This is a genomic window from Coprococcus sp. HCN-4056 (genome assembly GCF_037892645.1).
Lineage (GTDB): Bacteria > Bacillota > Clostridia > Lachnospirales > Lachnospiraceae > Coprococcus > Coprococcus ammoniilyticus.
In genome coordinates, this window is record NZ_JBBKBL010000008.1 from 78,742 (window position 1) to 104,654 (window position 25,913).

The 25,913-nt window shown below is 42.9% G+C and carries 25 protein-coding genes; 22 read left to right on the forward strand and 3 right to left on the reverse strand.

Features of this window, described 5'->3' with window-relative positions; genetic code table 11:
- The first annotated feature begins 375 nt into the window (after positions 1–375).
- The 18 genes from WKT03_RS12310 (at position 376) to WKT03_RS12395 (ending at position 20,235) form a co-directional block, all read left to right on the forward strand.
- On the forward strand, positions 376–1,302 hold the full coding sequence (locus tag WKT03_RS12310; protein WP_340392309.1) for a LysR family transcriptional regulator: 927 nt from the start codon (positions 376–378) through the stop codon (positions 1,300–1,302).
- Between the two features lie 192 nt (positions 1,303–1,494).
- Complete coding sequence (locus tag WKT03_RS12315) at positions 1,495–2,649, forward strand: trans-sulfuration enzyme family protein (RefSeq protein WP_262530036.1); 1,155 nt, start codon at positions 1,495–1,497, stop codon at positions 2,647–2,649.
- Between the two features lie 107 nt (positions 2,650–2,756).
- Positions 2,757–3,941 (forward strand): MalY/PatB family protein, encoded by a 1,185-nt coding sequence (locus WKT03_RS12320; RefSeq protein ID WP_340392312.1) that lies wholly within the window; start codon positions 2,757–2,759, stop codon positions 3,939–3,941.
- Positions 3,942–4,306: 365 nt separating this feature from the next.
- On the forward strand, positions 4,307–5,296 hold the full coding sequence (locus WKT03_RS12325; RefSeq protein WP_021944914.1) for a PLP-dependent cysteine synthase family protein: 990 nt from the start codon (positions 4,307–4,309) through the stop codon (positions 5,294–5,296).
- Positions 5,297–5,342: 46 nt separating this feature from the next.
- Complete coding sequence (locus tag WKT03_RS12330; RefSeq protein WP_340392315.1) at positions 5,343–6,671, forward strand: lanthionine synthetase LanC family protein; 1,329 nt, start codon at positions 5,343–5,345, stop codon at positions 6,669–6,671.
- A gap of 111 nt (positions 6,672–6,782) precedes the next feature.
- The gene (locus WKT03_RS12335; protein WP_340392317.1) at positions 6,783–7,127 is read left to right on the forward strand and encodes a YhdT family protein; all 345 of its coding nucleotides are present in this window, start codon (positions 6,783–6,785) and stop codon (positions 7,125–7,127) included.
- 2 nt (positions 7,128–7,129) lie between these two features.
- The gene (locus tag WKT03_RS12340) at positions 7,130–8,632 is read left to right on the forward strand and encodes a sodium:solute symporter family transporter (RefSeq protein ID WP_340392319.1); all 1,503 of its coding nucleotides are present in this window, start codon (positions 7,130–7,132) and stop codon (positions 8,630–8,632) included.
- A gap of 439 nt (positions 8,633–9,071) precedes the next feature.
- Positions 9,072–10,115 (forward strand): L-threonylcarbamoyladenylate synthase, encoded by a 1,044-nt coding sequence (locus WKT03_RS12345; protein WP_173788488.1) that lies wholly within the window; start codon positions 9,072–9,074, stop codon positions 10,113–10,115.
- A 162-nt stretch (positions 10,116–10,277) separates the two neighbouring features.
- On the forward strand, positions 10,278–10,706 hold the full coding sequence (gene rpiB, locus WKT03_RS12350; RefSeq protein WP_021944910.1) for a ribose 5-phosphate isomerase B: 429 nt from the start codon (positions 10,278–10,280) through the stop codon (positions 10,704–10,706).
- Between the two features lie 626 nt (positions 10,707–11,332).
- A complete protein-coding gene (locus WKT03_RS12355; protein ID WP_173788489.1) occupies positions 11,333–11,641 on the forward strand; it encodes a hypothetical protein in 309 nt (102 codons plus the stop codon).
- A gap of 38 nt (positions 11,642–11,679) precedes the next feature.
- On the forward strand, positions 11,680–13,728 hold the full coding sequence (locus WKT03_RS12360; protein ID WP_262530032.1) for a V-type ATP synthase subunit I: 2,049 nt from the start codon (positions 11,680–11,682) through the stop codon (positions 13,726–13,728).
- A gap of 5 nt (positions 13,729–13,733) precedes the next feature.
- Positions 13,734–14,207: a V-type ATP synthase subunit K gene (locus WKT03_RS12365; RefSeq protein ID WP_008402619.1), complete on the forward strand. Its 474-nt coding sequence runs from the start codon at positions 13,734–13,736 to the stop codon at positions 14,205–14,207.
- A gap of 51 nt (positions 14,208–14,258) precedes the next feature.
- Positions 14,259–14,852: a V-type ATP synthase subunit E gene (locus WKT03_RS12370; RefSeq protein WP_021944907.1), complete on the forward strand. Its 594-nt coding sequence runs from the start codon at positions 14,259–14,261 to the stop codon at positions 14,850–14,852.
- Between the two features lie 13 nt (positions 14,853–14,865).
- Positions 14,866–15,837, forward strand: a complete 972-nt coding sequence (locus WKT03_RS12375) for a V0D/AC39 family V-type ATPase subunit (protein ID WP_021944906.1) — start codon at positions 14,866–14,868, stop codon at positions 15,835–15,837.
- A complete protein-coding gene (locus WKT03_RS12380) occupies positions 15,830–16,150 on the forward strand; it encodes a V-type ATP synthase subunit F (protein WP_021944905.1) in 321 nt (106 codons plus the stop codon). Before WKT03_RS12375 ends, WKT03_RS12380 begins: the two co-directional genes overlap by 8 nt.
- A gap of 21 nt (positions 16,151–16,171) precedes the next feature.
- Entirely contained in the window at positions 16,172–17,935 is a 1,764-nt protein-coding gene (locus WKT03_RS12385) for a V-type ATP synthase subunit A (RefSeq protein WP_118675279.1), read from the forward strand.
- Positions 17,936–17,939: 4 nt separating this feature from the next.
- Positions 17,940–19,310 carry a V-type ATP synthase subunit B gene (locus tag WKT03_RS12390; RefSeq protein WP_008402614.1) on the forward strand — a complete coding sequence of 457 codons (1,371 nt, stop codon included), beginning with the start codon at positions 17,940–17,942 and terminating at the stop codon, positions 19,308–19,310.
- 259 nt (positions 19,311–19,569) lie between these two features.
- Positions 19,570–20,235, forward strand: a complete 666-nt coding sequence (locus WKT03_RS12395) for a V-type ATP synthase subunit D (protein WP_021944903.1) — start codon at positions 19,570–19,572, stop codon at positions 20,233–20,235.
- A 183-nt stretch (positions 20,236–20,418) separates the two neighbouring features.
- Here WKT03_RS12395 and WKT03_RS12400 read toward each other — a convergent pair whose 3' ends face one another.
- Positions 20,419–21,492 (reverse strand): PD-(D/E)XK nuclease family transposase, encoded by a 1,074-nt coding sequence (locus WKT03_RS12400; RefSeq protein ID WP_340392329.1) that lies wholly within the window; start codon positions 21,490–21,492, stop codon positions 20,419–20,421.
- A gap of 383 nt (positions 21,493–21,875) precedes the next feature.
- On the opposite strand from WKT03_RS12400, the gene WKT03_RS12405 reads away from it, so the two are divergent.
- The 4 genes from WKT03_RS12405 to WKT03_RS12420 all read left to right on the forward strand — a co-directional run bounded on the left by WKT03_RS12405 (position 21,876) and on the right by WKT03_RS12420 (position 24,317).
- On the forward strand, positions 21,876–22,118 hold the full coding sequence (locus WKT03_RS12405; RefSeq protein WP_243000507.1) for a mS29 family ribosomal protein: 243 nt from the start codon (positions 21,876–21,878) through the stop codon (positions 22,116–22,118).
- 502 nt (positions 22,119–22,620) lie between these two features.
- Positions 22,621–22,803 carry a hypothetical protein gene (locus tag WKT03_RS12410; RefSeq protein WP_147341681.1) on the forward strand — a complete coding sequence of 61 codons (183 nt, stop codon included), beginning with the start codon at positions 22,621–22,623 and terminating at the stop codon, positions 22,801–22,803.
- Positions 22,804–22,928: 125 nt separating this feature from the next.
- Complete coding sequence (locus WKT03_RS12415; protein WP_340392332.1) at positions 22,929–23,957, forward strand: hypothetical protein; 1,029 nt, start codon at positions 22,929–22,931, stop codon at positions 23,955–23,957.
- A 195-nt stretch (positions 23,958–24,152) separates the two neighbouring features.
- Entirely contained in the window at positions 24,153–24,317 is a 165-nt protein-coding gene (locus WKT03_RS12420) for a hypothetical protein (protein ID WP_445293055.1), read from the forward strand.
- A 150-nt stretch (positions 24,318–24,467) separates the two neighbouring features.
- Here the strand turns inward: WKT03_RS12420 and WKT03_RS12425 are convergent, their stop codons facing one another.
- Positions 24,468–25,073, reverse strand: a complete 606-nt coding sequence (locus tag WKT03_RS12425) for an L-2-amino-thiazoline-4-carboxylic acid hydrolase (protein WP_021943447.1) — start codon at positions 25,071–25,073, stop codon at positions 24,468–24,470.
- A 104-nt stretch (positions 25,074–25,177) separates the two neighbouring features.
- Positions 25,178–25,843, reverse strand: coding sequence for a TetR/AcrR family transcriptional regulator (locus WKT03_RS12430; protein WP_340392335.1), 666 nt, complete (start codon positions 25,841–25,843; stop codon positions 25,178–25,180).
- Positions 25,844–25,913: the final 70 nt, after the last annotated feature.

The following is a 25,913-nucleotide window of genomic DNA, read 5'->3' on the forward strand; positions in this document are numbered from 1 at the left end:
CAAAAAATATGCACAAAAAGTCTCGTTTTAACGTATATATCGGTTATCCGATCCCCGGCCTTTTAAGGCGTACTGACGAGAATCGGCACATGCACAGCATGAAACTACTCCCTTTTTGAATGATATATTTTTATCATGTATGAAAAGCTTAGTCAACCGTTTTTAGAAAGGTTTAACCATTTTTTTACCGGAAAATTTGATTTGAAGAACTATACTTTGACAGAATCTTATAAAAACGACCAGAAAATATCGAAAATAAAAAAGAGGTGTGGTACAATGAGCGTAATTGTTTGGACACAGGTCTTGCAGTATATTAAAGCATAAAGTACCTGTATAAAAAGAAAACATATAAGGAAGCAATCGGGAGGCACAGATATGACATTACAACAGCTTGTCTATGCTGTAAAGATAGCAGATACCAAATCCATGAATAAGGCGGCAGCAGAATTGTATGTATCCCAGCCGGCACTTTCCAGTACGATACGGGATCTGGAAGAAGAATTGAATATCGAATTATTTATCCGAACCAATCGTGGTATCGTGATCACGGCGGAGGGAGATGAGTTTTTAAGCTATGCAAGACAGATGGTAGAACTGAATCAGCTGATCGAAGATCGATACATAAATAACGAAAAGAAAAAGAATAAATTCAGTGTATCCATGCAGCACTATTCATTTGCGGTAGAAGCCTTTATCGAGCTTGCAAAGGAGATCAGGCTGGATGATTTCGAACTGGCTGTGCATGAGACACGGACAAATGAAGTGATCGAGTTTGTAAGAGACTACCGGAGTGAGCTTGGAATCTTATATTTAAATGAGTTCAACCGAAAGGCTTTGCAGAAGATCTTCTCAGAAAACGGACTGGAATTTACGGAATTATTTGACTGTGATGTATTCGTGTATCTGAGCAACGAGCATCCACTGGCAGGAAAAGAGAAGATCGCATTTGAAGAATTAAAAGATTATCCTTGTCTTTCCTTTGAACAGGGCGAACGAAATTCGTTTTATTATGCAGAAGAAGTATTCAGCACGCTGGAATACAAGCAGATCATCAAGGCAGATGACCGTGCAACAATGCTGAATCTGATGGTTGGTATGAACGGATATACCTTGTGCTCCGGTATTATCTGTGAAGAATTAAACGGCAGTGCTTACCGCGCAATTCCGCTTGACACGGAGGAGAAAATGACGATCGGCTATATCAAACGAAAAGGCATGCGGCTGAGTACCCTTGGCAGACGCTATATCGAGATACTGACCCAATACGGAACACAGAAAAATGTAAAGAAGACGGCTGAGTAAATGCTCAGCCGTTTTCTTTGTTGTGAGGTCTGAGCCTGCAGGGAGCGGGGTAAATGAAAATTAAGTAACAAGTTGGCTATAAGCTGTATTTATAACCAGCTCACAGAAATACATAGTACCGAAATCCTATTCCTACTGATATACTATGGTATGAATTTCAAGAATACACAGCAGGAAAGGATGACGGTTATTATGGATACAGGAATTGCTACAAAATGTATATATGGAAATCACGAAAAATTTGAAGGCGACAGAACGGGAGCGATCAGCTTTCCTATCTATCAGACAGCAACGTATGCACATCCGGCAGTTGGACAGAGTACGGGGTATGATTACAGCAGACTCCAGAATCCAACCAGAGAACAGTTGGAGAAGATCGTTGCATCATTAGAAGGAGGACTGGATGCTCTCGCTTTTTCTTCCGGCATGGCAGCTATTACAACATTGATGGAGATCTTCAAACCGGGCGACCATATCATTTCGGAAGCAGATCTGTATGGCGGAAGTATCCGTTTATTTGATCATATTAATCAGAAAAATGGTATTGAGTTCAGCCGGATCAATTTTGCAGAGGAAGATCCGGAAAACTACATCAAAGAAAATACAAAAGCAATCTATATCGAGACACCGACTAATCCAATGATGAATGTTATTGATATCCGCAAGACGGCGGAACTTGCAAAGAAACATAATCTGCTGCTGATCGTGGATAATACATTTCTGTCACCGTATTTCCAGCGGCCATTTGAACTGGGAGCCGATATCATTCTGCACAGCGGAACAAAGTTCTTAAGCGGACATAACGATACGCTGGCCGGATTCATCGTGGTAAATACACCGGAGCTTTCGGAGAAATTACGATATATTATAAAGACGACAGGTGCGGGACTTGCGCCATTTGACAGCTGGCTGGTGCTTCGTGGCATCAAGACACTGCCAATCCGTATGGAGAAGGCACAGGAAAATGCACAGGCGATCGTGGAATTCCTGTTGCAGGAGAAGAAAGTAAAGAATGTCTATTATCCGGGAATACCGGGAACAAATAATTATGAGGTCTGTAAGAGCCAGGCGAGTGGATTTGGAAGCATGCTGACATTTGAAGTGGAGAGCAAGGCGCTGGCACTCCATATACTGGAATCCCTAAAGCTGATCCCATTTGCAGAAAGTCTCGGCGGCGTAGAGACCTTGATCACATATCCGACGACACAGACTCATGCGGATGTACCGGAGGAAATCCGTATAAAGAACGGTATTACAGACAGTGTTCTGCGTCTGTCGGCAGGAATCGAAGATAAGAAGGATCTGATCGCGGATCTGAAACAGGCAATTGATTCTTTTGGGGAATAAAACAGTGTAATATATGAATAATGATGAAAAAGTAATTTGCCTGAAAAATATTTTGATATGGAAATATATTTACAGCATAGGATCTGAGACATAACGGGAGGATAATTATGGAAGAAAAAAACCTGAATTTTGATGAAGTAATAGATAGAAGAAATACAGACTGTTTGAAATTTGACTTTGCAGAGCGGAGAGGAAAGCCTGCGGATGTACTTCCTCTCTGGGTTGCAGATATGGATTTTAAGACGTCGAGTCTGGTGCTGGATGCGTTGACAGAGCGTGTACAGCATGGAATTTTTGGCTATACGGAGAGCAGAGAGAGTTATTTCGAGGCGGTCAGCCAATGGATGGAAGCTCACCATGACTGGAAGGTGGAACGAAGCTGGCTGACAAAGACACCGGGTGTTGTATTTGCACTGGCGATGGCGGTCAAAGCATATTCCAAGGCAGGGGATGCCGTTCTGATCCAGCAGCCGGTCTATTATCCGTTTTCAGAAGTGATCCGTGACAATAACCGGAAGCTTGTGAGCAATGATCTGGTACTTGGGGATGATGGAAAATATCACATCGATTTTGATGATTTTGAGAAACAGATCGTTGACAATCATGTTGTGCTGTTCCTGTTGTGCAGTCCGCATAATCCGGTCAGCCGTGTATGGACGGCAGAGGAGCTTACGAAGATGGGTGATATCTGTATCAAGCATGGCGTTACGGTTGTAAGTGATGAGATACATGAGGATTTTGTTTTCGGAGACCACCAGCACACGGTATTTGCGACGATCAAGAAAGAATTCGAACAGAACTCCGTTACCTGTACTTCTCCTGCAAAGACCTTCAATCTGGCAGGACTTCAGGTGTCGAATATTTTTATTCCAAATGGAACTCTGCGCGCAGCATTTCGTAAGCAGGTGGATGCGGCGGGCTACAGCCAGTTAAATGCAATGGGACTTACCGCCTGTGAAGCAGCGTATACTCATGGCGAGACATGGTATCAGGCAATGATGAGATATGTAGAGAGTAATATCGCATTTGTGCGTGATTACCTGAAAAAGGAACTTCCACAGATCAAGTTGATCGAGCCGGAAGGAACTTATCTGCTGTGGCTGGATTTCAGGGCACTCGGAATGACAGAGAAGGAACGGGAGAACCTGATCGTGAATCAGGCAAAGCTGTGGCTTGACAGCGGTGCGATCTTTGGGCAGGTAGGCGAAGGATTTGAACGTATCAATGTGGCATGTCCGAGAGCAACGATCAAGGAGGCGCTTGACCGTCTGAAAGCAGTGATCACAGCATAACCACAGGCAAGTATGATGGCTTTGCAGAAAACATCAAAGGTGTGAATCGCAATGTAATAGCGTTAGCCGGTGTAACTGTTATAAGAGTTACAGATTGGTTCGGTTATAAGCTATGGTTATAACCAGTTAAAATATTTTGACTGGTTGACAAATTATGGAACTGTCACTATAATAGGCACATAACATACAAAACCTACTTTAATACTATGATAAAGAAACGCTATAAGATGTGCCGGATGAGAAAATCATTTATCCAGAGTTGGATGGTGACTTGCAAACAGACATTTACCCGGAGGTTGATGCTTCCGGGTTTTATAACGATAACAAAACATACTAACCAGATAGGAAAAGGGAGAAATAGAAAAATGGCAAATATTCATTCATCAATTACAGAACTTGTAGGACATACCCCATTGGTAGAATTCGTAAATTATGAAAAAGAGTTAGGGCTGAACGCCCACCTCCTTGGTAAGCTGGAGTATTTCAATCCATCAGGAAGCGTAAAGGACCGTGCAGCTCTTAACATGATCTTAGAGGCAGAGAAATCAGGTAAACTGAAGCCGGGCGGAACGATCCTTGATTTTACAAGTGGAAATACAGGAATTGCAACAGCAGCATTTGCAAATTCCAGAGGGTATAAATATGTAGTAGTCATTCAGCCAGGAGTATCGGTAGAACGTACATTGATCTTAAAGGCATATGGCGTAGAGCTGCTTCAGGCAGCCGATGTACCGGGCTTCATGGAGATGCTGCAGAACGGTGGTTTAAGCATGGCAAAGCTTACAGTTATCATGAACAAATATGCAGATGAGCATGGTTACTTCTATATTGATCAAGGAACAAATCCTGATAACCCGGAAGCGCATTACCGTACAACGGGTCCTGAGATCTGGGAGGATACAGACGGAAATGTTGATTATGTGGTAGCACTGGTCGGAACCGGTGGAACACTGGCTGGTCTGTCCAGATATTTCAGAGAGAAAAATCCTGGTATCAAGATCATCGGCGCACAGCCGGCAGTACAGTCCAGAAAGAATGTCAATCATCCGGAAGCAAATACGATCGACGGCGTACTTGCATTTAACGATGTTCCGGCACAGAGTGTTCCGGTATTCTTCAATCCGGAGCAGGTTCCATATGATGAATGTCTGGATATTGTAGCAGAAGATGCATATGAGACAGGAAGAAGACTGGTAAAGAGTGATGGCGTATTCCTCGGACAGTCAGCGGCAGCAGCCTTAAAGGCAGCAACAATCATAGCTGAGCGCCCGGAAGCATCAGGAAAGAATATTGCAATCATCATGGCTGACAACGCATTCAAATATCTGTCAACCAAGATGTATGCGGAGGAATAAAGGAATATCGTATGTCATATAAAACATAGAACAGGAAGGAGACAACATGGCAGACTATCTTACATATGCGAAAGAAACCATGAATTTCATAAACAGCCGGAAGAAACAGGGACCGGAAGGTATCTACTGGTCTTTGCAGGATGCGGCAGAAGGAAGATCCATTTATTATGATGAAATCTGTATGTATGCCGGGGCGTCCGGAATCATCGTATTTCTTCTGGGATTATATCAGACGACGAATGATGTGAGCTATCTGCAGGAGGCAGAAGAAGCAGCCACATATATCCGTTATCGTTTTGATCATGACCGGGATCTGAAAAGAAACTTTTCAAAATACGCATTTTCCAGTGGCTGGAGCGGAGCAGGCTTTGCCATGATACAGCTCTATAAGATAACTGGAAATGAGAAATATAAAACATTTGTGGCAGATATTATTGAGTCTGCAAAGGTAGATGCAAAGCCCGGAAAAAATGGCAGAGGTTATAGCTGGACTTCATTTCCGGGTATCGTAGGAGATGCCGGAACGGTTCTGTTCTTCTTATATGCAGCAAAAACATTTGGCAGAGAGGACTGGACAGCATTTGCTGCAAAAGCAGGAGAGAATTTCCTCGGGCAGCGTCATGATGCTGGAAACGGAACCTGTTGGTATCCGGGTGTAGATCCTGTTTACTTTGGAGCAAAAGAAGATTATATCGATCCGAACTTCCCGATGGGAACCGGAGGAATCGGATTTGTACTGCTGAATCTGTACGAAGCATCCGGTGATCAGAGGTTCTTAGATGCGACAAAGGGAATCGCGGATTTCATGATCGCACAGGCGGTTAAGATGAAGGCAGGAAGCCTGATCCCGCATGGTTTGCCGGATCGTAAGGATCTGTTCTATCTTGGCTATTGTCATGGCCCGGCGGGAACAAATCGTTTCTTCTATAAATTATATGAGATGACAGGAGAAGACCGGTATAAGCGGTATATCGATATGCTGACACAGGGTGTAATTGATACAGGCGCACCTGAGGTTCGGACGGAAGGATACTGGAATACTTACAATATCTGCTGCGGAACTGCAGGTCTGTTAAATATGTATCTGGGTCTGTGGGCTGCATTTGATGATGAGACTTATCTGGAACAGGCAAAGAGGTGCGGTAAGGTCATCACAGACGGAGCAACGATCACAGACGGTACGGAAGGAAGAGAGTGCGCATGGAGATTTGCACTTGACCGTGTCGCACCGGATGTATTAAGTACACCGATCGGTTTATTCGATGGTGCAGCAGGTATCGGAGCTGTATTGCTGCAGCTTGCTTCTGCAGAAAAGGGTCAGTTCCATGCGACAAGAATGCTGGACGATCCATTTCCGGAGAAAAACAAACTATGATAAAACGATTGAAGATTTTATATGCGTAAATAACAGTGATTATTTTACTCGGTGAATGATTTTTTCGTTTCATAATTATTCAAAAACTTACGTTGAGAGGAGACACATGAGATGAGTCAGATAAATAACAACATTGATCCTGACAGCAGGGATTATGATTTGAAATCAATAGAGCCGGATGAGCGTTTCACCCAGACAACAAAGGAATTCTGGATCACGCTTGGAACCTATCTGGTATTTATGGTGCTGATGATCGCCAACCTGTATCTGGTGGGCGGTAAGGATGTATCAAAGTACAAATACATTCTTGGATTTCCACAGTGGATTTTTAATGGGATCATTATTTTGATCGCAATGGTAGTAGCGGTTATTCTGGTTGTAACATTTGTATATCGTGACATGGATGTTACTCCAAACGGAAAATTAAAAGAAAGAAAACATAAGGAGGGCAAATAGAGATGAACTTATCTACAAATCAGAGAATTATAATCATTACTGTATTTGCCGCATATACGATTTTCCAGTTGGTATACAGTCTTGTTACCAGAAAAGCAATGGCAAAAGGAAAAGGTGATTACCTGAGCAAATTCTATACCGGCGGTAGAAGCGGTGGTGTGCTTGTAACTGCCATGATGGTATCTGCCGGTGTTGCCGGTGCCGGAGTATTCATGGGTGTACCGGGTTATACATATACATTTGGTGCGACCTGGATGGTATGCTGTTTCTGGTCCATGTGCACGAACTTCATGGTACTTGGACTGATCGGTAAGCGGGTCGGTATCGTAGCCAGAAGAACGGATTCCAAGACATTTGTTGAGCTTCTGATGCACAGATATAACAACAGCAAGATTGTTGGTGCGCTCTGCGGACTGGTTATCCTGTTCTTCCTTGGAGCATTTGCCGTATCCACAATTACCGGCGGCGGAAGAATTTTCCAGATCTTAACCGGTCAGGATTATCGTATCGGACTTGCTATTTTCACTGTACTTGTTATCATCGCAGCTATCACAGGTGGTATTAAAGGTATCGCATCTGCGATCGTTTTTCAGGGAATTATCATGACAGTTTCCGTTATTATCTTATTTATTATGGGCATCAACGGAACAGATCTCAGCTATACAGAGACGATCCAGTCATTAGTTAAGAGTAATCCGGACTGGTTCGTACCTGCAAGTGTAAAGACGGTTCTTTCGTTTGCATTCTTATGGGGTATCACAACCTGTACAATGCCTCATGTAACAATGACAACGCTTACTTATAAGGATACACAGACTCTGCATCGTGCGATCAAGGTTGGTGCGGTTGTAGTTGCAATCTGGCTCATTGGCTTAAATGGTCTGTGCTTCACGATCAAATATATGTTCCCGGAAGGAAGCCTTGCAACTCCTGACCTTGGTATTCCGACACTTGCAGTAAGTGTAATGCCTGCATGGGCAGCAGGTCTGGTTCTCGCCGGTGTATGTGGTGCGGTTCAGTCATCTGTTGGTGGAATGATCGTATCTCTTGCAGGAACGATCGTCAGTGATCTGTACAAGAATCTGTTCAATAAAGATGCAAAGCAGGAGACATTAAAGAAGTTAAATGTTATCAGTGTTATCGTTGTTGCTCTTGTCGTATTCTTATTTGCATGTGATCCACCGGAACTTCTGGCTTCATTGATCACTTATGCTACCGGTGGTATGACAGTAGCATTTCTTCATACTTTGCTTCTCGGACTGTTCTGGAAGCGGGCAAATGAGTATGGCGCGATCGCAGGTATCATCAGTGGTATTGGCTTATATCTCCTGATCGATATGGGCGTTCTGCCAATCTCACTTGGTTTCAATTCCTGTATCGTTGCCTGTCTGATCTCCACGATCATCATGGTGGTTGTCAGCCTTGCAACACCGAAGTGCCCATACCGTGTGATCGCCACATGGTTTGGCAAGGAGTATCCGGCGGAAGCTTCAGTTGCTGAATAAAGTTAAGATATATATAGCCTGTCTAGTCTACAGCCAGACAGGCTATATTTGCGTTTGTATATGTGATTTATCGCTTGATGATGCTTGAGTTCTGGGTATGGCAGTGGATGAGTAAGTATGATATCCGAGGTGTCTGGTTAGATGAGGGTATGGAATGGGAAATAAGTGTACGATACCCACAAGGACAAGTCTGATGCGGGTATTAGGAAGAATGTTTGGGGAAAATACCCAACGAAGCTAAATAAATTTGGTATGAAGACGAAAAAACCGGTGCGATACCCAAGAGTGGCATATAGTAGAGGGTATAAGTGTGAGAATATAGAGATTATACCCATGATTCGGGAAGCTCTTTTTCACAGGTTGACACTGTGAGGGGATAAGGCTAAAATGAAACTGGCAGGCGATGTGCCTGACTATACAGGTAAGGCTGGTAATTAAAATGAAAACCATAGTAGCGAAAGCTGATCTGGAAAACGAAGAATTATTCCGGAAAGCTTCGGATATATTAAAAAGTGGTGGACTGGTTGCATTTCCAACAGAAACCGTATATGGACTAGGTGGAGATGCGTTAAATCCAAAGGCATCCGAAAAAATTTACAGTGCCAAGGGAAGACCATCGGATAATCCGTTGATCGTACATATTGCTGATACGGCAAGTGTATGGGAGTTGGCGGCAGAGGTATCCACACAGGCACAGATGCTGATGGAAGCGTTCTGGCCGGGGCCGCTGACGATCATTTTCAAAAAGAAAGACATTGTACCGCATGAGACAACCGGCGGTTTGGAAACGGTAGCGATCCGTATGCCATCACATCCGGCAGCTATGAAGCTGATCAAAGATTCAGGCGTGTATATTGCAGCACCGAGTGCAAATCTGTCCGGAAGACCATCACCGACAACAGCAGCACATGTAGAGGAAGATCTGTCCGGCAGGATCGATATGATCTTAGATGGCGGACCGGTTGGAATCGGAATTGAGTCCACGATCGTAGATGTGACAGGCGATCGTCCGACAATTTTACGTCCGGGTTATATCTCAGCGGATATGATCAAGAATATCTTAGGAGATGTCATGATCGATCCGGCACTGGAAAGCGTGGATATGAAGGTCAGACCAAAAGCCCCGGGTATGAAATACACACATTATGCACCGAAGGGAAAACTCACGATCGTAGAGGGTGAGCGGGAAAAGGTTGCCGCAAAGATTGCAGAGCTGGTTGCTTGTAAGCAGGCAGAGGGATATAAGACGGCAGTTCTGTGTGATACAGAAAATACGGATTTATATTCCTGTGAAAATGTCCTTGATGCAGGAAGCAAGAAGAATGAGATTACAGTATCTTCATCCCTGTACCGGCTGCTTCGGCTGTGTGATGATATCGGTGCAGACTATATTTACAGTGAATCCTTCCGGGAAGGTGATATGGGATATGCGATCATGAACCGGCTGATCAAGGCGGCAGGACATAGAATCATATCGGTGTGATGTAATGAGCGCAAAATTATTTGTTCGCAAGGATGCTGATTTTGCGAAATGCATTGAGTGAGCTATGCTCACGATATAATGAAAAAAGTTAACATAGAAAAAACGGGTTGGGTGACAACCACCCGAAAAGATTTTGAAAACAAGAAAGGCAGGACAAAGAATATGATAGCACTTGGATGTGACCACGGTGGATACGGATTAATGCAGGATGTGATCAAGCATCTGGAAGAAAGAGGACTGGAATACAAGAATTACGGATGCTACAGCGAGGAATCTGTTGATTATCCGGTATATGCAAAGAAAGTTGCACATGCAGTAGCAGATGGAGAATGTGAGCGAGGAATTCTGATCTGCGGAACAGGAATCGGAATCTCCATTACAGCAAATAAAGTACCGGGAATCCGTGCAGCACTTTGTGGCGATTGCTTCAGTGCACAGGCGACAAGAGAGCATAACGATGCCAATATCCTTGCAATGGGTGCCCGTGTAACCGGACCGGGACTGGCACTCAAGATCGTTGACACCTTCCTTGACACACCATTCTCAAATGACGAACGTCATATCAGAAGAATCAAGATGATTGAAGAGTAAAGAAAAATACTATAAACTGCATATACCAGCAAATGTGAGTGCTTGTTTGAGCCGACAGGCGAGTTGGCACTGGAACATTTGCGGATAAGGAATATGTAATTTATAGAAGATTATAAGTAGTAAGAAAAACATCATCTATCAGGGTGGGATGTATAGTTATAGTTTTGTAACAGTTTTTTGCATTGGTATTTAATGTATGTAAAATAACAACAACCATATAATAAGACCGCAGTCAGAAGACATTATCGAGGATTTCGATATGAACTGCATATACCAGCAAATGTGAGTGCTTGTTTGAGCCGACAGGCGAGTTAGCACTGGAACATTTGCGGATAAGGGATATGCTGTTCATAGAAACCGCAGATAGTCTTTGACTGCGGTCTTATTATATGGCTGTTGTTAATCACAACAAAAATTGTGCAAAATGACGTGAAAAATGGTTAAACTAAATTTGACAGTTTGTATTGTTTGTCAAAAATGCCTTAAAAACCGGTAAAATTTCATGACCTTTTGATGAAAAATCTATAAAAGAAAATAAATATTGCTTGAAAAGAGCACACTAACATAATAAAATATTAACAGAGCGGCATTTCATGCCGAGATTAATAATTACGGAGGGAGAAATTATGCTACAGGAAGCCATGAAGACATTAGAAGATGCAGAAGCAGAGGCAGCCGAGATCGTAAAAGAAGCCGGTAAAAAAGCAGAAGCAATTCAGGCGGAAGCAAAGGAAAAGGCAAATGCGATGATCGTAGATGCAAATGCAGGTTCTAAAACAGATCTGGCGGCTATCGCGGTCGACCAGAAGAAACTGGAAACTGATCTTGCAGAAGAAGCTTTGAAAGAAGCATCCGACGAGATTGCTTCCTTAAAAAAACGTGCATCCGAGCGAGAGGGTGAAGCCGTAGAGCTTGTGATCAAGCAGCTATTGTAAATGCTTGAATATCAGGATGCAGAAGGGAGGTAATCATTATGGCGGTATTGGCTATAAAAAAGATTGACATATGCGCCATGAAGAAAGACAGAAAAGCCATATTGGAGAAACTCCAGTCCATGGGAGCTTTGGAGATCCGGGCCGGTGGGGATGAGACGGATGTATTTAAGAAGATCAACACAACCAGTCAGCGTTCCAAATATGAAAAACGAGTCCAGAATACCGACGAAGCTTTAGAGATCCTTGGCAGATATGCACCGGAAAAGACATCGATGCTGCAGGCACTTGCAGGCAAAGCTGATGTAGACGATTCTGTATATAAAGATATTGTTGAGAATCGGCATGATTATAATATGATCGTGCAGAAGATCCGGGAAAAGGATAAGAAGATTGGAAACTGCAAAGCAGAGATTGCAAAATGTCAGCTTGCGATCGATGGACTGAAACCATGGATCAATATGGATGTTCCGATCAATACGACCGGAACCGAACATACAGATGTGATCATGGGAAGCTTAGGACCTGGTCTTACAGAGAATATGATAGAAGACCTGGTTGCAAAAAGGCAGCCGGAGTTATCAGCTCATGAGATCACGGTGATATCTTCTGATAAAGATCAGACATGTATATTTGTGGTATGTTTGAAAACAGAGACGGAAAGACTGGAGGAAGCCTTAAGGGCAGAAGGATTTACCCGGATGTCGTATTTTTCAAAACGGACACCGGAGAATAAGATCAAGAAATACCGACTCACGATAGAGGGGTATGAGGATGAGATCGAGGATCTGAAAAAACAGATTGCCGGATTTGCAGAAAACAGGCAGGCACTTAAGACCTTATCCGATTATTACAAGATCAGAACTGAGAAATATCAGGTGCTTGGAACCTTGCTTCAGTCGAACAGTACATTTATCATAACCGGTTATGTGCTGGAACGGGATGAGGAAAAGGTAAAAGAAGAACTGAATCAGAATTTCGTGCTGATGGTGGAGACCGGCGAGATACCTGAGGATGAACCGGCACCGGTACAGTTAAGTAATAAGATGCCATTTGCATCGGCAGAAGGAATCCTGGAATCCTATGGACTTCCTGCCAGAGGCGAGATGGATCCGACGACACCGATGAGTTTATTCTATGTATTCTTTTTCGGATTGATGTTATCGGATGCGGCATATGGACTTATTATATTCCTTGCATGTTTTATCCTGCTTCGGAAGTTCCCGAAGATGGGAGATGGCATGAAGAAGTCACTGACATTATTTGAATATTGCGGTATATCGACATTGATATGGGGTATCTTGTTTGGAGGATATTTTGGAGATGTGGTAGCAGTCGTATCACGAACCTTCTTCCATCATGAGATCACGATCGCACCGGTATGGTTTGCACCGCTTGACAATCCGATGAAGATGCTGATCTTCTCCCTGTTATTTGGATTGATCCATCTGTTCGGCGGTCTGGCGTTAAAAGGTTATATGTGTTTAAAGAAGAAAGATTTTGTAGGCTTCTTCTCAGATGTTATATCCTGGTATCTGCTCATCATCGGTCTGGTACTGATGCTGATGCCAACCAGTTTATTTGCATCGATCGCACAGGTAAGCTTCCATTTTTCAGATGGACTTAAGACCTTCAGCTATGTCATTACGATCTTAGGTGCAGCGATCATCGTTGTGATGTCCGGCAGAAGTCATAAGAATCCGGTGCTCCGACTGGCACTTGGTTTGTATGATATTTACAATATCACAGGCTGGCTGTCTGATCTGTTATCTTATTCCAGACTGCTTGCACTGGGACTTGCAACCGGTGTTATCGCACAGGTTATCAATCAGATGGGAAGTATGGTAGGAGATGGAATATTGGGCGCGATCGTATTCATTCTGGTATTCATCATCGGACATACATTTAACCTTGCGATCAATATGTTAGGTGCTTATGTCCATACATGCCGACTTCAGTATGTAGAATTCTTTGGTAAGTTTTATGAGGGTGGCGGAGAAGCGTTCCATCCATTTAAAGAAAATACAAAATATGTAGATATAGGGAATGCAGGCATGAAAACCTGTAAACCGGAAATTAAGGAGGAATAATCAATATGACAATGGGTACAGTTTTAGCTTTAACAGGAGCTGCATTAGCAGTTATTTTGGCAGGTATGGGATCTGCTTACGGTGTAGGTATCGCAGGTCAGGCTGCATCAGGTGTAGTAAGTGAAGATCCAAGCAAATTCGCGAAGGTTCTTATCATCCAGCTTCTTCCCGGTACACAGGGTATCTATGGACTGCTGGTAGGATTCATCGCTTTATCAAAGATCGGTATTTTAAATGGTGCTCCTGCAGAACTTTCAACAGCGACCGGATTACTGATCCTTGCAGCATGTCTTCCAATCGCATTAGTTGGCCTTGTATCCGCTATGCATCAGGGCAAAACCGCTGTATCAGCAGTTGGTATCGTAGCAAAGAAGCCGGATCAGTTCGGTAAAGCAATGCTTTTCCCTGCAATGGTAGAGACATATGCGATCCTTGCTCTGCTCGTATCAATTCTTGCAATTAACGGTGTACCGGTATAAAACAGGCACAGATTTGAAACATGATTGAACAAGTAGTACAGGAGGATTTGTATGACAGGATTAGAGAAGATCGTTGAACAGATTCTGGAAGAAGCAAACACTCAATCCGATATGATCCTTGAAGATGCACAGAAAAAGGCAGATCAGATTATAGAAGATGCAAAGGTGGAAGCAGATAAGATCAAGGCGGGTTCGGCTGAAAAGGTCAGCCATGTAAAAGCGGACGGAATGGCAAGGGCAAAATCCTCTGCCGACCTGAAGAAACGCCAGACAGTCTTAAAGGCAAAGCAGGAGATCATCAATGAAGTGATAGGTAAAGCCTATAACGGAATGATTGATATGGAAGTTGACAGATATTTCCATATGATGGAGCGTATGATTGGAAATGCAGTACAGCCGAAGAGTGGACAGATCAGCTTCTCAGCCAAAGATATGGAGCGGCTTCCGGCAGGATTTGCAAAACGGGTATCAGAGATAGCAAAAGCACATGGAGGAGATTTGACGCTCGCAGATAAAGCCAGTGATATAGACGGAGGATTTATCCTGATCTATGGCGGTATCGAGGAGAATTGTTCATTAGCTGCCATGTTCCATGCGCAGAAAGAAGAAATGGCAGACAAATTAAATTCCCTGTTATTCACATAAGGGAGGTAGAAAAATGGCAGACAAATATATATATGCTGTTGCCAGGATCCGGGCACTTGAGATGTCCCTGTTTTCACAGGCTGTGATCGAGCAGTTGATTGCCCAGAAAACATATGCGGACTGCCTTCAGTTCTTAGGTGAAAAAGGCTGGGGTGATACAGAAGCCGGAGTGCAGGATGCAGAGACCATTTTGAACAGGGAACTGGAAAAAACATGGACACTGGTCAAGGAGATGGTATCCGATCAGACAGTATTTGACGTATTGTTGATCCAGGATAGTTTCCATAATTTGAAGGCAGCGATCAAAACCGTTGTAGACGGAGAAGTTCAGGCAAATATATTTTATGACAATGCATCTGTTTCGGGTGAAGCATTAGTCGAGATCATTAAAGATAAAGATTTCCGGTCATTACCGGAATCTATGCGGGAATGCGCATTAGAGGCATATGAGTGTCTGGTGCATACCGGAGATGGTCAGATGTGTGATGTTATCATTGACCGGGCAGCCATGCGGGCAATGCTTGCGGCAGCGGAGAAGAATGGAGATGCATTATTAAAAGAATATGCAGAGACAGTTGTGGCAGTTGCAAATATCAAGATCGCAGTCCGTTCTGTAAAGACAGAAAAAGGACTGGATTTTATGAGACGTGCGATGGAGGAATGTCAGACGCTCAATGTGGAACGGCTGATGCGGGCAGCACTTTCCGGTATGCCGGATGTGATCAAATATCTGGAAGAAACACCGTATTCCGGTGGAGCTGCGGCATTATCAGACAGTTCATCCGCATTTGAACGCTGGTGCGATAACCGGATCATAGAGGCGATCCGGCCGCAGAAATATAATTCATTTACGATCGGACCACTTGTTGCTTATGTACTTGCAAGGCAGAATGAGATCAAGACAGTCAGGATCATCCTGACCGGAAAGTTAAATCATCTGCCGGATGATGCAATCAGGGAAAGGGTAAGGGAAATGTATGTATAGAATTGCAGTATTAGGTGAATATGACAGCATCTATGGCTTTGCGACTCTGGGACTTGAGACCTTCCCGGTATCCGATGCAGAACAGGGCAGTACACAGCTCAGAAGACTGGCAGAAAGTGGATATGCCGTTATCTATGTAACAGAGAGCATGGCAGAGCAGATCAAGAAAGAGATAGAGAGATATAAGACGCAGATGCTTCCGGCGATCATCCTGATCCCAGGAGTTTCCGGTAATACATCTGCAGGTATAAATGGAGTAAAGAAATCCGTAGAACAGGCAGTCGGTTCGGACATTCTGTTCAGTGGAAACTAGGAAGGAGCGTGACCAGAAAACGTGGCAACAGGTAAGATAAAAAAAGTTGCAGGACCTCTTGTTATCGCAGAGGGAATGCGTGACGCGAATATGTATGACGTTGTCAGAGTAAGTGAGAGCCGACTGATCGGCGAGATCATAGAGATGCATGGAGATCAGGCATCTGTTCAGGTTTACGAAGAGACATCAGGACTTGGACCGGGTGCACCGGTAGAGTCAACCGGAATGCCGCTGTCCGTAGAACTTGGACCCGGACTGATCAGCAGTATCTATGACGGTATCCAGAGACCTCTGGATGATATCATGAAAATCTGTGGAAATAATTTGCAGCGAGGCGTTGAAGTTCCATCATTAAAGAGAGACATCAAATGGCCATTTGTTCCATGTGTTAAGGCAGGGGACAAGGTAGAGACCGGAGATGTGATCGGAACCGTACAGGAGACAGTTGTCGTAACTCAGAAGATCATGGTTCCATATGGTATAGAAGGAACTGTAAAAGAGATCAAGAGCGGAGATTTCACAGTAGAAGAAACTGTATGTGTGATTGAGACAACAAAGGGTGATAAGGAACTGACACTGATGCAGAAATGGCCGGTTCGTAAGGGTCGTCCTTATGCAGAGAAGATTCCGCCGGTTATGCCGCTTATCACAGGACAGCGAGTTGTCGATGCATTCTTCCCGATCGCAAAGGGTGGTGTAGCAGCAGTTCCCGGACCATTCGGTAGTGGAAAGACCGTTATCCAGCATCAGCTTGCAAAATGGGCAGAAGCCGATATCGTTGTATACATCGGATGTGGTGAACGTGGAAACGAGATGACAGATGTATTAAACGAGTTCCCTGAACTGAAGGATCCGAAGACCGGATACTCCCTGATGGAGAGAACCGTTTTGATCGCAAATACATCGGATATGCCGGTTGCAGCCAGAGAGGCTTCTATTTACACCGGTATTACGATCGCAGAATATTTCCGTGATATGGGATATTCCGTTGCGCTGATGGCTGACTCTACTTCCAGATGGGCAGAAGCACTTCGAGAAATGTCAGGACGTTTACAGGAGATGCCCGGTGAGGAAGGTTATCCTGCATATCTAGGAAGCCGTCTGGCACAGTTCTATGAGCGTGCAGGTATGGTTAAGACACTTGGTTCGGAAGGAAGAACCGGAGCCTTATCCGTAATCGGAGCCGTATCACCTCCCGGTGGTGATATTTCAGAGCCAGTATCGCAGGCGACCCTCCGTATCGTTAAGGTATTCTGGGGACTGGATTCTGCACTGGCTTATAAGAGACATTTCCCGGCGATCAACTGGCTGACCAGTTATTCGCTGTATGTAGATAACATGGGAAAATGGTTTGAGGAAAATGTCAATGAGCACTGGATGGAAGATCGTCAGAAGCTTATGACATTATTACAGGAAGAAGCAGAGCTTGACGAGATCGTTAAGATGGTTGGTATGGATGCCTTATCCGCAGGCGACCGTCTGAAGATGGAAGCAGCCAGATCCATCCGCGAGGACTTCCTGCATCAGAACTCATTCCATGAGATCGACACTTACACACCACTGGATAAGCAGTTCCGCATGATGGAACTTGTGCTGGCATTCTATGAGGAATCATCAGAAGCCTTGAAGCGTGGTGCAACTATAAAGAATATTCTGAATATGGAGGTTCGTGAGAAGATCGGACGTTTCAAATATACACATCCGGAAGATGTGGAAGCAGAATATGACAAGATCATAAAGGCACTTCATCAGGAACTGGAAGCAGCCATAGCAAAGGAGGACTAAGCACATGCCAAAAGAATATAGAACCATACAGGAAGTTGCAGGACCTCTGATGTTGGTACATGGTGTAGAAAATGTTACCTATGATGAACTTGGTGAGATCGAGCTTGCAAGCGGCGAAGTCAGACGATGCAAGGTTCTTGAGATCAATGGTGAAGATGCACTGGTACAGTTATTTGAGAATTCAACAGGTATCAACCTTTCAAACAGTAAAGTAAGATTCCTTGGACGAAGCATGGAGCTTGGCGTATCAGAAGATATGCTTGGCCGTGTATTTGACGGATTGGGAAGACCAATCGATAAAGGACCGGATATCCTTCCGGAGGAGAGAAGAGATATCAATGGTCTGCCAATGAATCCGGCAGCCAGAAATTACCCATCGGAATTTATCCAGACAGGTATCTCTGCTATTGATGGATTAAATACACTGGTAAGAGGACAGAAGCTGCCGATCTTCTCAGCATCAGGACTTCCACATTCGAAGCTAGCAGCCCAGATCGCAAGACAGGCTAAGGTACGTGGAACAGATGAACCATTCGCCGTAGTATTTGCAGCTATGGGTATCACCTTCGAAGAAGCGAACTTCTTCACGGAGAGCTTTAAAGAGACAGGCGCGATCGACAGAACCGTACTGTTCATCAACCTTGCAAATGACCCTGCGGTTGAGCGTATCGCTACTCCTCGTATGGCACTGACCGCTGCGGAATATCTTGCATTTGAAAAAAACATGCATGTACTGGTTATCCTGACGGATATCACAAACTATGCAGATGCATTACGAGAAGTATCCGCAGCCAGAAAAGAGGTTCCGGGTCGTCGTGGATATCCCGGATACATGTATACAGACCTTGCAACCTTATATGAAAGAGCCGGAAGACAGCGTGGCAAGAACGGTAGTATCACAATGATCCCAATTCTTACCATGCCTGAGGATGATAAGACACATCCAATCCCTGACTTAACCGGATATATCACAGAAGGACAGATCATCTTAAGCCGTGAGCTTTACAGAAAGGGTGTAACACCACCGATCGATGTACTTCCATCCCTGTCACGTCTGAAGGATAAGGGTACCGGTGAAGGAAAGACAAGAGGAGATCATTCCAGCACCATGAACCAGTTATTTGCGGCATATTCCCGTGGTAAGGATGCAAAGGAACTTATGACGATCCTTGGTGAATCTGCATTGTCGGATATCGATATTTTATATGCAAAGTTTGCAGAAGCATTTGAAAAGGAATATGTATCTCAGGGGTATGAGACAGACAGAAGTATCGAAGAAACATTAAACATCGGCTGGAAGCTGTTATCGATCCTGCCTCGTGCAGAACTGAAACGTATCGATGACAAGTGGTTAGATATGTATTATGGAAAGTAACGAGAAGCGCGTGAGTAGACTTGCAAATGGGATGCTTGAGCTTGCTCATAGCAGACGATTTGCAAGGATACGAGCATGGTTCGACAGAACCCACCGAGCCGACAGGCGAGGTGGAGCGCTTCGAGTTAATAAACGGAAGAGCGCTACGAGCCGACAGGCGAGGTGGAGCGCTTCGAGTTAATAAACGGAAGAGCGCTACGAGCCGACAGGCGAGGTGGAGCGCTTCACAGTCTATAAACCCTTTATAAGGAGGCAAAAAATGGCAGCTACACAGGTAAATCCTACTAGAATGGAACTGACCCGTTTAAAGAAGAAGCTTGTTACGGCAACCAGAGGCCATAAGCTGTTAAAAGATAAACGAGATGAGCTGATGCGGCAGTTCCTTGATATGGCAAGAGAGAATATGGCGCTTCGAGAGAAGGTTGAGGCCGGTATCAAGGCCGCCAATACGAATTTTGTCATAGCAAAAGCCGGCATGTCTGAACAGATCCTTCATACGGCACTGATGGCACCGAAACAGGAAGTCCAGCTTACCTGTAAGGATCGAAATGTTATGAGTGTAGATATTCCGGTATTTGAATATACAACAAAAAGTGCGGATGAGAATGATATCTATTCTTACGGTTTTGCATTTACCTCCGGTGATCTGGATGATGCAGTAAAATCACTTGCTGACATCCTTCCGGATATGCTGAAACTGGCGGAGATTGAGAAATCCTGTCAGCTTTTGGCATCGGAGATCGAAAAGACCAGACGGCGTGTAAATGCGCTGGAGCATGTTATTATTCCTGAGACAAAGGAGGGCATCCGTTATATTAGCATGAAGCTTGATGAGAATGAGCGAAGCACGCAGGTGCGACTCATGAAGGTCAAGGATATGATGCTGGAGGAAGCCCATCACTATAAAGAGCATCAATTTGAATAGAAACGGACGAAAACTCCTGATATTATACATTGTTATTATGCAAAACGCTTGCGCTCTATCCTCGGTGCAACGGTACGTAAGGCAGCAAGGGACGTTGCCTAAGAACCGGCACTCGGATAGGTTTGCTACATAACAAGTATAATATCAGGAGTTTTCTGTTTGTTATTATATATAAATAAGATTTTATTTGTTTCGTTCAGCAAGTTGAGCCTTTAATCTTGCAATCTCGGCGTCCTTTTTAGATAAAGCAGCACCCATTTCAGATACTGTAGCATCTCTTTCGGCCAGAGCGGTGACTGCTTCGTCCCGTTCTTTTTTCAGCTCATCGATCATATAATTGACAGTATTCTCATCCAATTTTCGTAATGCTTCAGAAAACATGGTAACAATCTCCTCCGGGTGATACAGATATTCTGACATATCCATGCAGATGGCTTCCATCCACGGATAGTCGGATATCAGTGCTGCAAGGTCATCCATGGTAGTTGCCGTTAACAGGGATAACCGTGCGTTAAGTTCGTTGATATCTTTAGAATACTTACTTTTCCGGAAGACGTCAAGTGCAACGACATAGTATTCCTGCAGAAGATGGAAGTTGATCCCGGTATCAAATGCAGCCTTTCCATGATGCAGATAGATATCGGATAATTCGGGATCTTTACATTCTTTTGGACTGCTTTCAAACATCACGATCGTATAAACGGTTTTCAGATCCTGATAGATGAATGTACTTCCCTTTTCCCCTTTTACTCTGGTGTATTGGCGGAGCAGAAGATCAGCAGAGTAGCAGGACATCCGCTCACCGGGAAAGGTGTATGGGATCTTCTGGATCTCCACATTTGCGATCGAACCATCTTCTAACTGAACAATGATATCCAGAAGCAGGAGAGAAGTTGATGGAAGCATGCTGTCTTCATTTGACAGGATACATTTTACGGTAACATTTGTACCGATGATACTGCTGATCAGTCGTGATAACCGTTCCGGGTATATATCTGGGTTGAACAGCTTTTTGAAAAATGGATCATAGGTCAATGGCAGGCTTTTCTTACCTTCCATGAATTCCAGAAAGTTTGATTTCCATTTGTCAGGCCAGTTCAGATATGTCCGGTAAAGGGGTGGATTCTTTTTCAATTCTACCAGACATTCATCTTTGGTTCGGGATGGGAAAAGCTGATGGATGTTTAATGCGGCAAGCTGTATAGCATTGCCTTTCTGTGAGACAGCAATGTTTCTTTTTTCATTTTCATTGTGCATAAATTTAATTCCTCGTAATATCCGGCGCCTGTTTTGTCGACAACATAAAGACAGCTTTAAAGAAACAGTTGAAAAAGAAATCCATCGGATATATAAAGACGTGGAAGATAAAATAATAAGAAGATAAATTTTTAAATCCCCTGCCTGTTATAGATAGAAACATATGAATCTATAACAGACAGTTTTTTGTTGCATTTAACTTGACAAAACAGTAAAAAAGAGTAAAGAACAGTAAAACACATATAAAAGAGTAAAGAACAGTAAAAAAAGGAGGTGCAACATGCAAAATCCGTTTTTATTAGTTTTCGGAAGAAGTCCTTTAGAATCAGTGTCCAGATTAGTACAGACAAATGAAATTATAGAAATGTTTTCAGCAGATTTATATGATTACAGGGGGACGAGGCAGTGGAAAGAAAGTTATGCTGACGGATATTTCAAAGCATTTCCGAAAAGAAAAAGAATGGATCGTTATTGAGATGAATCCGGAACGTGATCTGCTGTATAGTTTTGCTGCAAAACTATATGATCAAAAGGAATTAAAAGATTTATTTATAAAAGCCAAGATTGATTTATCTGTACTTGGAATCGGTATATCAATAGAAAAAGCAAATCCTTTTTTGATATAGACAGTATCTGAGTGAATATGTGTATGACAAGATCTGGTCGGAGTTATCGAACAAAGACAGGAAGATCTGTTATGGTATTGCAAAAATAGAATCTGGTAAATAAAGGAGATATGAGATAAGCTTTCGTTGAAAACAAATGAGTTTAATCCGTATCGAGACAGGTTAAAGAAAAGGGGTATTATTGATTGCGAGGAACATGGGTATGTTTTCTTTTCATTACCTGAATTTGGGGAATATGTATTAACGCATTTGTAATATTAGATAGATGGATATAACTTCTATAAGAAATAAACATTTTCAACTTGTACCTCTTTTGTTCGCACGATAATATGAAAAAAATGAATTCTTTGCGTGTAACAGAGAATTTATTGGAGGTATCCTGTGTCTGATCAAGGTCATCGTTGACCGGCAGGGGAAAAAGCTTCCGGGAACGATTACTGACTTTGTCAATGAAAATGGTGTTGATTTTCCGGTTGTGCAGTTTCAGTATAATGGACAGGATATGAAATTACGAGCTGCAAATGGCGGAAACAAAAAGTTAAACCGGAATGATCCGGTGGAGATCATTTATCGTCCGGGCAAAGCAAAGTATGTGAACATTGTTGGAGATAACAAAGATGTAGTGATCGCAGTTGGAATAACCGTATGTGGTATCGGTCTGATCATTTGTAAGATTTTACGGTAAATAATTATAAACTTGTTTTCCTTTCCAATATCCGTTACAATCAAACTTGGAGAGACGGAGGCAATATACAAAGCTAAAATATGCATGTTATTCTGTTCTATCAGTATTAAGAAAGGAGATAGAACATGGATAACGAAATTGTATATTCCTCCAAGGCAACTGATCAGAAAGCACAGTATGATGCCAGTGCCAAGCGCCTGCTTGGACAGAAGATCATACTGGCGCATATACTGATCAGGGTAGTAGAAGAATTTAAAGGTATGGATGCAGATACGGTCGCTTCTTTGATTGAAGGTGAACCATATATCAGCCAGGTTCCGGTTGAACTGGGATTAACGAACAAAGAAACGGTGGATGCCAGAACCGGTGAACGGATTGTCGGACTGAATACAGAAAGTTCCGAAATTGATGAGGGAAAGATATATTTTGATATTATCTTCTATGTACGGATGCGGGATGGATTGGCGAAAATGATCATTAATCTGGAAGCCCAGAAGAATGAACCGACAAAGTATTTTATCTTAAATCGGGCAATCTTCTATACGGCAAGACTGGTGTCATCCCAGAAAGAGCGGGAATTTACAGGTTCTGACTATAACGAGATCAAACAGGTGTATTCCATCTGGATCTGTATGAATATGAAAGAGAACAGTCTGAGTCATATTCATATGGTAAAAGATGATTTACTTGGCGAACAGGACTGGAAAGGCAATCTGGATATTCCTAACATCGTGATGATCGGATTGGCAAAGGAGATACCGCCTAAGGAAGAAAGATATGAACTGCATCGCTTACTGGGAACGCTATTGTCGCAGACAATGACGGCAGAACAAAAATTGAAGCTGATGAAACAAGAGTATGACATACCAGTAGACAGACACGGTATCAGAGACGAGGTGAAGATCATGTGTAATCTGAGTGAAGGCGTAGAAGAAATGGGATATGCGAAGGGCGAAGCCGCTGGCAAAGCTGCTGGCAGGGCAGAAGGCGAAAAAATAGGCGAAGCACGAGGTAAGGTCATTGGAAGGTCTGAAGGAAGATCGGAAGAAAGAGTTGATATTATCCTGAAAATGCATAAGAAAGGCTACACCTTAGAACAGATCATGGATGTAACCGATATGAGCGAATCGGAAATTAAGGCAATTATAGACTAAAGACACAAGCAGGACAGGTAACATGTATATTTTAGTAGAAGTCCAGATATGGCAGAAATGCTGTATCTGGACTTTTATGCTTTATTACAGATATCAGGAAATTTGATAATTTATCTAAAAAGTTAAAAAGAATTTGTACACTATTGGAGTCAAGATGCATATGGATATCAGATTTGTTATTCTTCTAAGAAAAATATGAGTGGAGCAAAGAAAAAAGTAACAAAGAAATTATCCAAGACATTAACCGGATTAAAATCTAAAAAGAAATACTACATTAAGGTTCGTGCATTTAAGAAGGATTCTACCGGAAACCGGGTGTATGGAAAATGGAGTGCTGTAAAAGCAGTCAAGATTAAATAATCTGGTATTAGATGTGTAGCGCTCACAGAAAAAAGTAGAGTGTAAGTATAAGGAAGAGCAAAAACTGCCGCCAGTCATTCAACTGGCGGCAGTTTTTGTGTTCTTTGTTTATTAATTTTTTCGTATTTGAATGCTGCCGGTCGTATGAGATCATTTTCGTCCATATCGGAAATCGCAAGAATCTGCACCTTCGGCGATCGTCTTTGTCCGGATGAGCTTCATCTGCATCATGTCTGCAAGCACATAGTCCATGCGGCACAGATATTTTGCCAGTTCAAAGCAGTCTTCATCCCGGCACAGATTACAGATACCACAGGTATGATAATCATAACCAAGTTCAAAATCATCCTGTGGAGTTCCTTCGATAATATCAACAACCCAGTCGTTTTCATATCTGTGTAAATGGGAATCTGCTGACCATTTCAGTCTGTCCGGCATCTTTTTTTTATCAAGATAGCTGTTGGCATTTCCAACCGCTATATGAAACAGTTTGTTGGAAGATAAGCCGTCCTTGTACAGTTCATAGCAGGCTTCCGGTGACAGTGGGGTTTTACGGTTTAAGGCGATAAAATATGCTCCCATGCAATAGGAACTCATAAGTCTGGATTTGCCAATGTCCTTCGCATTTTTCATAATCGATACATATTCCTGCTTTATTGCTTTTTTATTAATATTCAACTTCTGTTTTGCTGCCTGCTTCATACAGGAGCTGTGATAAAAATATCCAAATAATTTCTGTGTAAATCCATATTCCATTTTAAGCGGCCTCCATATTAATCAAATTCCAATTCGATGATCTGGCACATTTTCTTCCATATAGAGGAATTAATAATGTTTCCTGTACGGTTCCTTTTTCAATCTTAATTTTTTTCATGTTTTGGTTCCTCCTGTTTTTTTATTCCAAGTGCTGCTTCCAGTCCATGAAGCAGAATGTTCATTGCTTCTAAAAATGCCTGTTTGCACTCAGGTGTGATCCCGTTTTTGCAGGAATCATCTGCGATTATTTCACAGACCATCGAGAACTCAGAGGATGAGAGAATATAGACTGTTTTTTCTGATAATTGATTTGATGCAAGTCCTCGTTTGTATAATTCGGAATAATACTGCATTGCAAATCTGGTGCATTGTTCAATATAGATTTTACGGAAACGGTTTATATATGTACCGGAGTCATTTTTTAACAGCATATGAAATAACTGCATGTCATCTTCTAACAGCTCGAAGGTGCGGATGGATATCCCGGAATATAAGACCTGAAGTAACTGATCATCTGTCATGGAAGTAAAATCTGCATGCAACATAGATTCGGAAAGCAGCATAAGCTTATTTCCGCTTTCCGCAAAGATTTCTTCAAACATATCTTCTTTGCCGGAAAAGTGTTTATAGATCGCTCCGGGGGTGATTCCGGCTTTGGCTGCGATCCTGCGCATGGAAGCTTCCTGATATCCATATGTCAGAAAGATATCTTTGGCACTCGTAAGGATTGCCGTTCTGGTTGCTTTTGTACTTTCTCGGATTGTTCTCACTCCTTTTTGTTCAAATGGTAAACGTTGTTTACTTTATAGCACAGATCATAAATGAAATCAAGAGAATAAT

Excerpts from the sequence above, each read along its gene's own strand:
- WKT03_RS12405 (WP_243000507.1), top strand. The coding sequence starts at position 21,876 with ATGATTACAGGGGGACGAGGCAGTGGAAAGAAAGTTATGCTGACGGAT.
- WKT03_RS12325 (WP_021944914.1), top strand. The coding sequence starts at position 4,307 with ATGGCAAATATTCATTCATCAATTACAGAACTTGTAGGACATACCCCA.
- WKT03_RS12410 (WP_147341681.1), top strand. The coding sequence starts at position 22,621 with ATGAAATTACGAGCTGCAAATGGCGGAAACAAAAAGTTAAACCGGAAT.
- WKT03_RS12365 (WP_008402619.1), top strand. The coding sequence starts at position 13,734 with ATGACAATGGGTACAGTTTTAGCTTTAACAGGAGCTGCATTAGCAGTT.
- WKT03_RS12400 (WP_340392329.1), bottom strand. The coding sequence starts at position 21,492 with ATGCACAATGAAAATGAAAAAAGAAACATTGCTGTCTCACAGAAAGGC.
- WKT03_RS12360 (WP_262530032.1), top strand. The coding sequence starts at position 11,680 with ATGGCGGTATTGGCTATAAAAAAGATTGACATATGCGCCATGAAGAAA.
- WKT03_RS12320 (WP_340392312.1), top strand. The coding sequence starts at position 2,757 with ATGGAAGAAAAAAACCTGAATTTTGATGAAGTAATAGATAGAAGAAAT.
- WKT03_RS12380 (WP_021944905.1), top strand. The coding sequence starts at position 15,830 with ATGTATAGAATTGCAGTATTAGGTGAATATGACAGCATCTATGGCTTT.
- rpiB (WP_021944910.1), top strand. The coding sequence starts at position 10,278 with ATGATAGCACTTGGATGTGACCACGGTGGATACGGATTAATGCAGGAT.
- WKT03_RS12390 (WP_008402614.1), top strand. The coding sequence starts at position 17,940 with ATGCCAAAAGAATATAGAACCATACAGGAAGTTGCAGGACCTCTGATG.
- WKT03_RS12315 (WP_262530036.1), top strand. The coding sequence starts at position 1,495 with ATGGATACAGGAATTGCTACAAAATGTATATATGGAAATCACGAAAAA.
- WKT03_RS12335 (WP_340392317.1), top strand. The coding sequence starts at position 6,783 with ATGAGTCAGATAAATAACAACATTGATCCTGACAGCAGGGATTATGAT.
- WKT03_RS12375 (WP_021944906.1), top strand. The coding sequence starts at position 14,866 with ATGGCAGACAAATATATATATGCTGTTGCCAGGATCCGGGCACTTGAG.
- WKT03_RS12330 (WP_340392315.1), top strand. The coding sequence starts at position 5,343 with ATGGCAGACTATCTTACATATGCGAAAGAAACCATGAATTTCATAAAC.
- WKT03_RS12310 (WP_340392309.1), top strand. The coding sequence starts at position 376 with ATGACATTACAACAGCTTGTCTATGCTGTAAAGATAGCAGATACCAAA.
- WKT03_RS12395 (WP_021944903.1), top strand. The coding sequence starts at position 19,570 with ATGGCAGCTACACAGGTAAATCCTACTAGAATGGAACTGACCCGTTTA.
- WKT03_RS12345 (WP_173788488.1), top strand. The coding sequence starts at position 9,072 with ATGAAAACCATAGTAGCGAAAGCTGATCTGGAAAACGAAGAATTATTC.
- WKT03_RS12340 (WP_340392319.1), top strand. The coding sequence starts at position 7,130 with ATGAACTTATCTACAAATCAGAGAATTATAATCATTACTGTATTTGCC.
- WKT03_RS12370 (WP_021944907.1), top strand. The coding sequence starts at position 14,259 with ATGACAGGATTAGAGAAGATCGTTGAACAGATTCTGGAAGAAGCAAAC.
- WKT03_RS12425 (WP_021943447.1), bottom strand. The coding sequence starts at position 25,073 with ATGGAATATGGATTTACACAGAAATTATTTGGATATTTTTATCACAGC.
- WKT03_RS12420 (WP_445293055.1), top strand. The coding sequence starts at position 24,153 with ATGAGTGGAGCAAAGAAAAAAGTAACAAAGAAATTATCCAAGACATTA.
- WKT03_RS12355 (WP_173788489.1), top strand. The coding sequence starts at position 11,333 with ATGCTACAGGAAGCCATGAAGACATTAGAAGATGCAGAAGCAGAGGCA.
- WKT03_RS12415 (WP_340392332.1), top strand. The coding sequence starts at position 22,929 with ATGGATAACGAAATTGTATATTCCTCCAAGGCAACTGATCAGAAAGCA.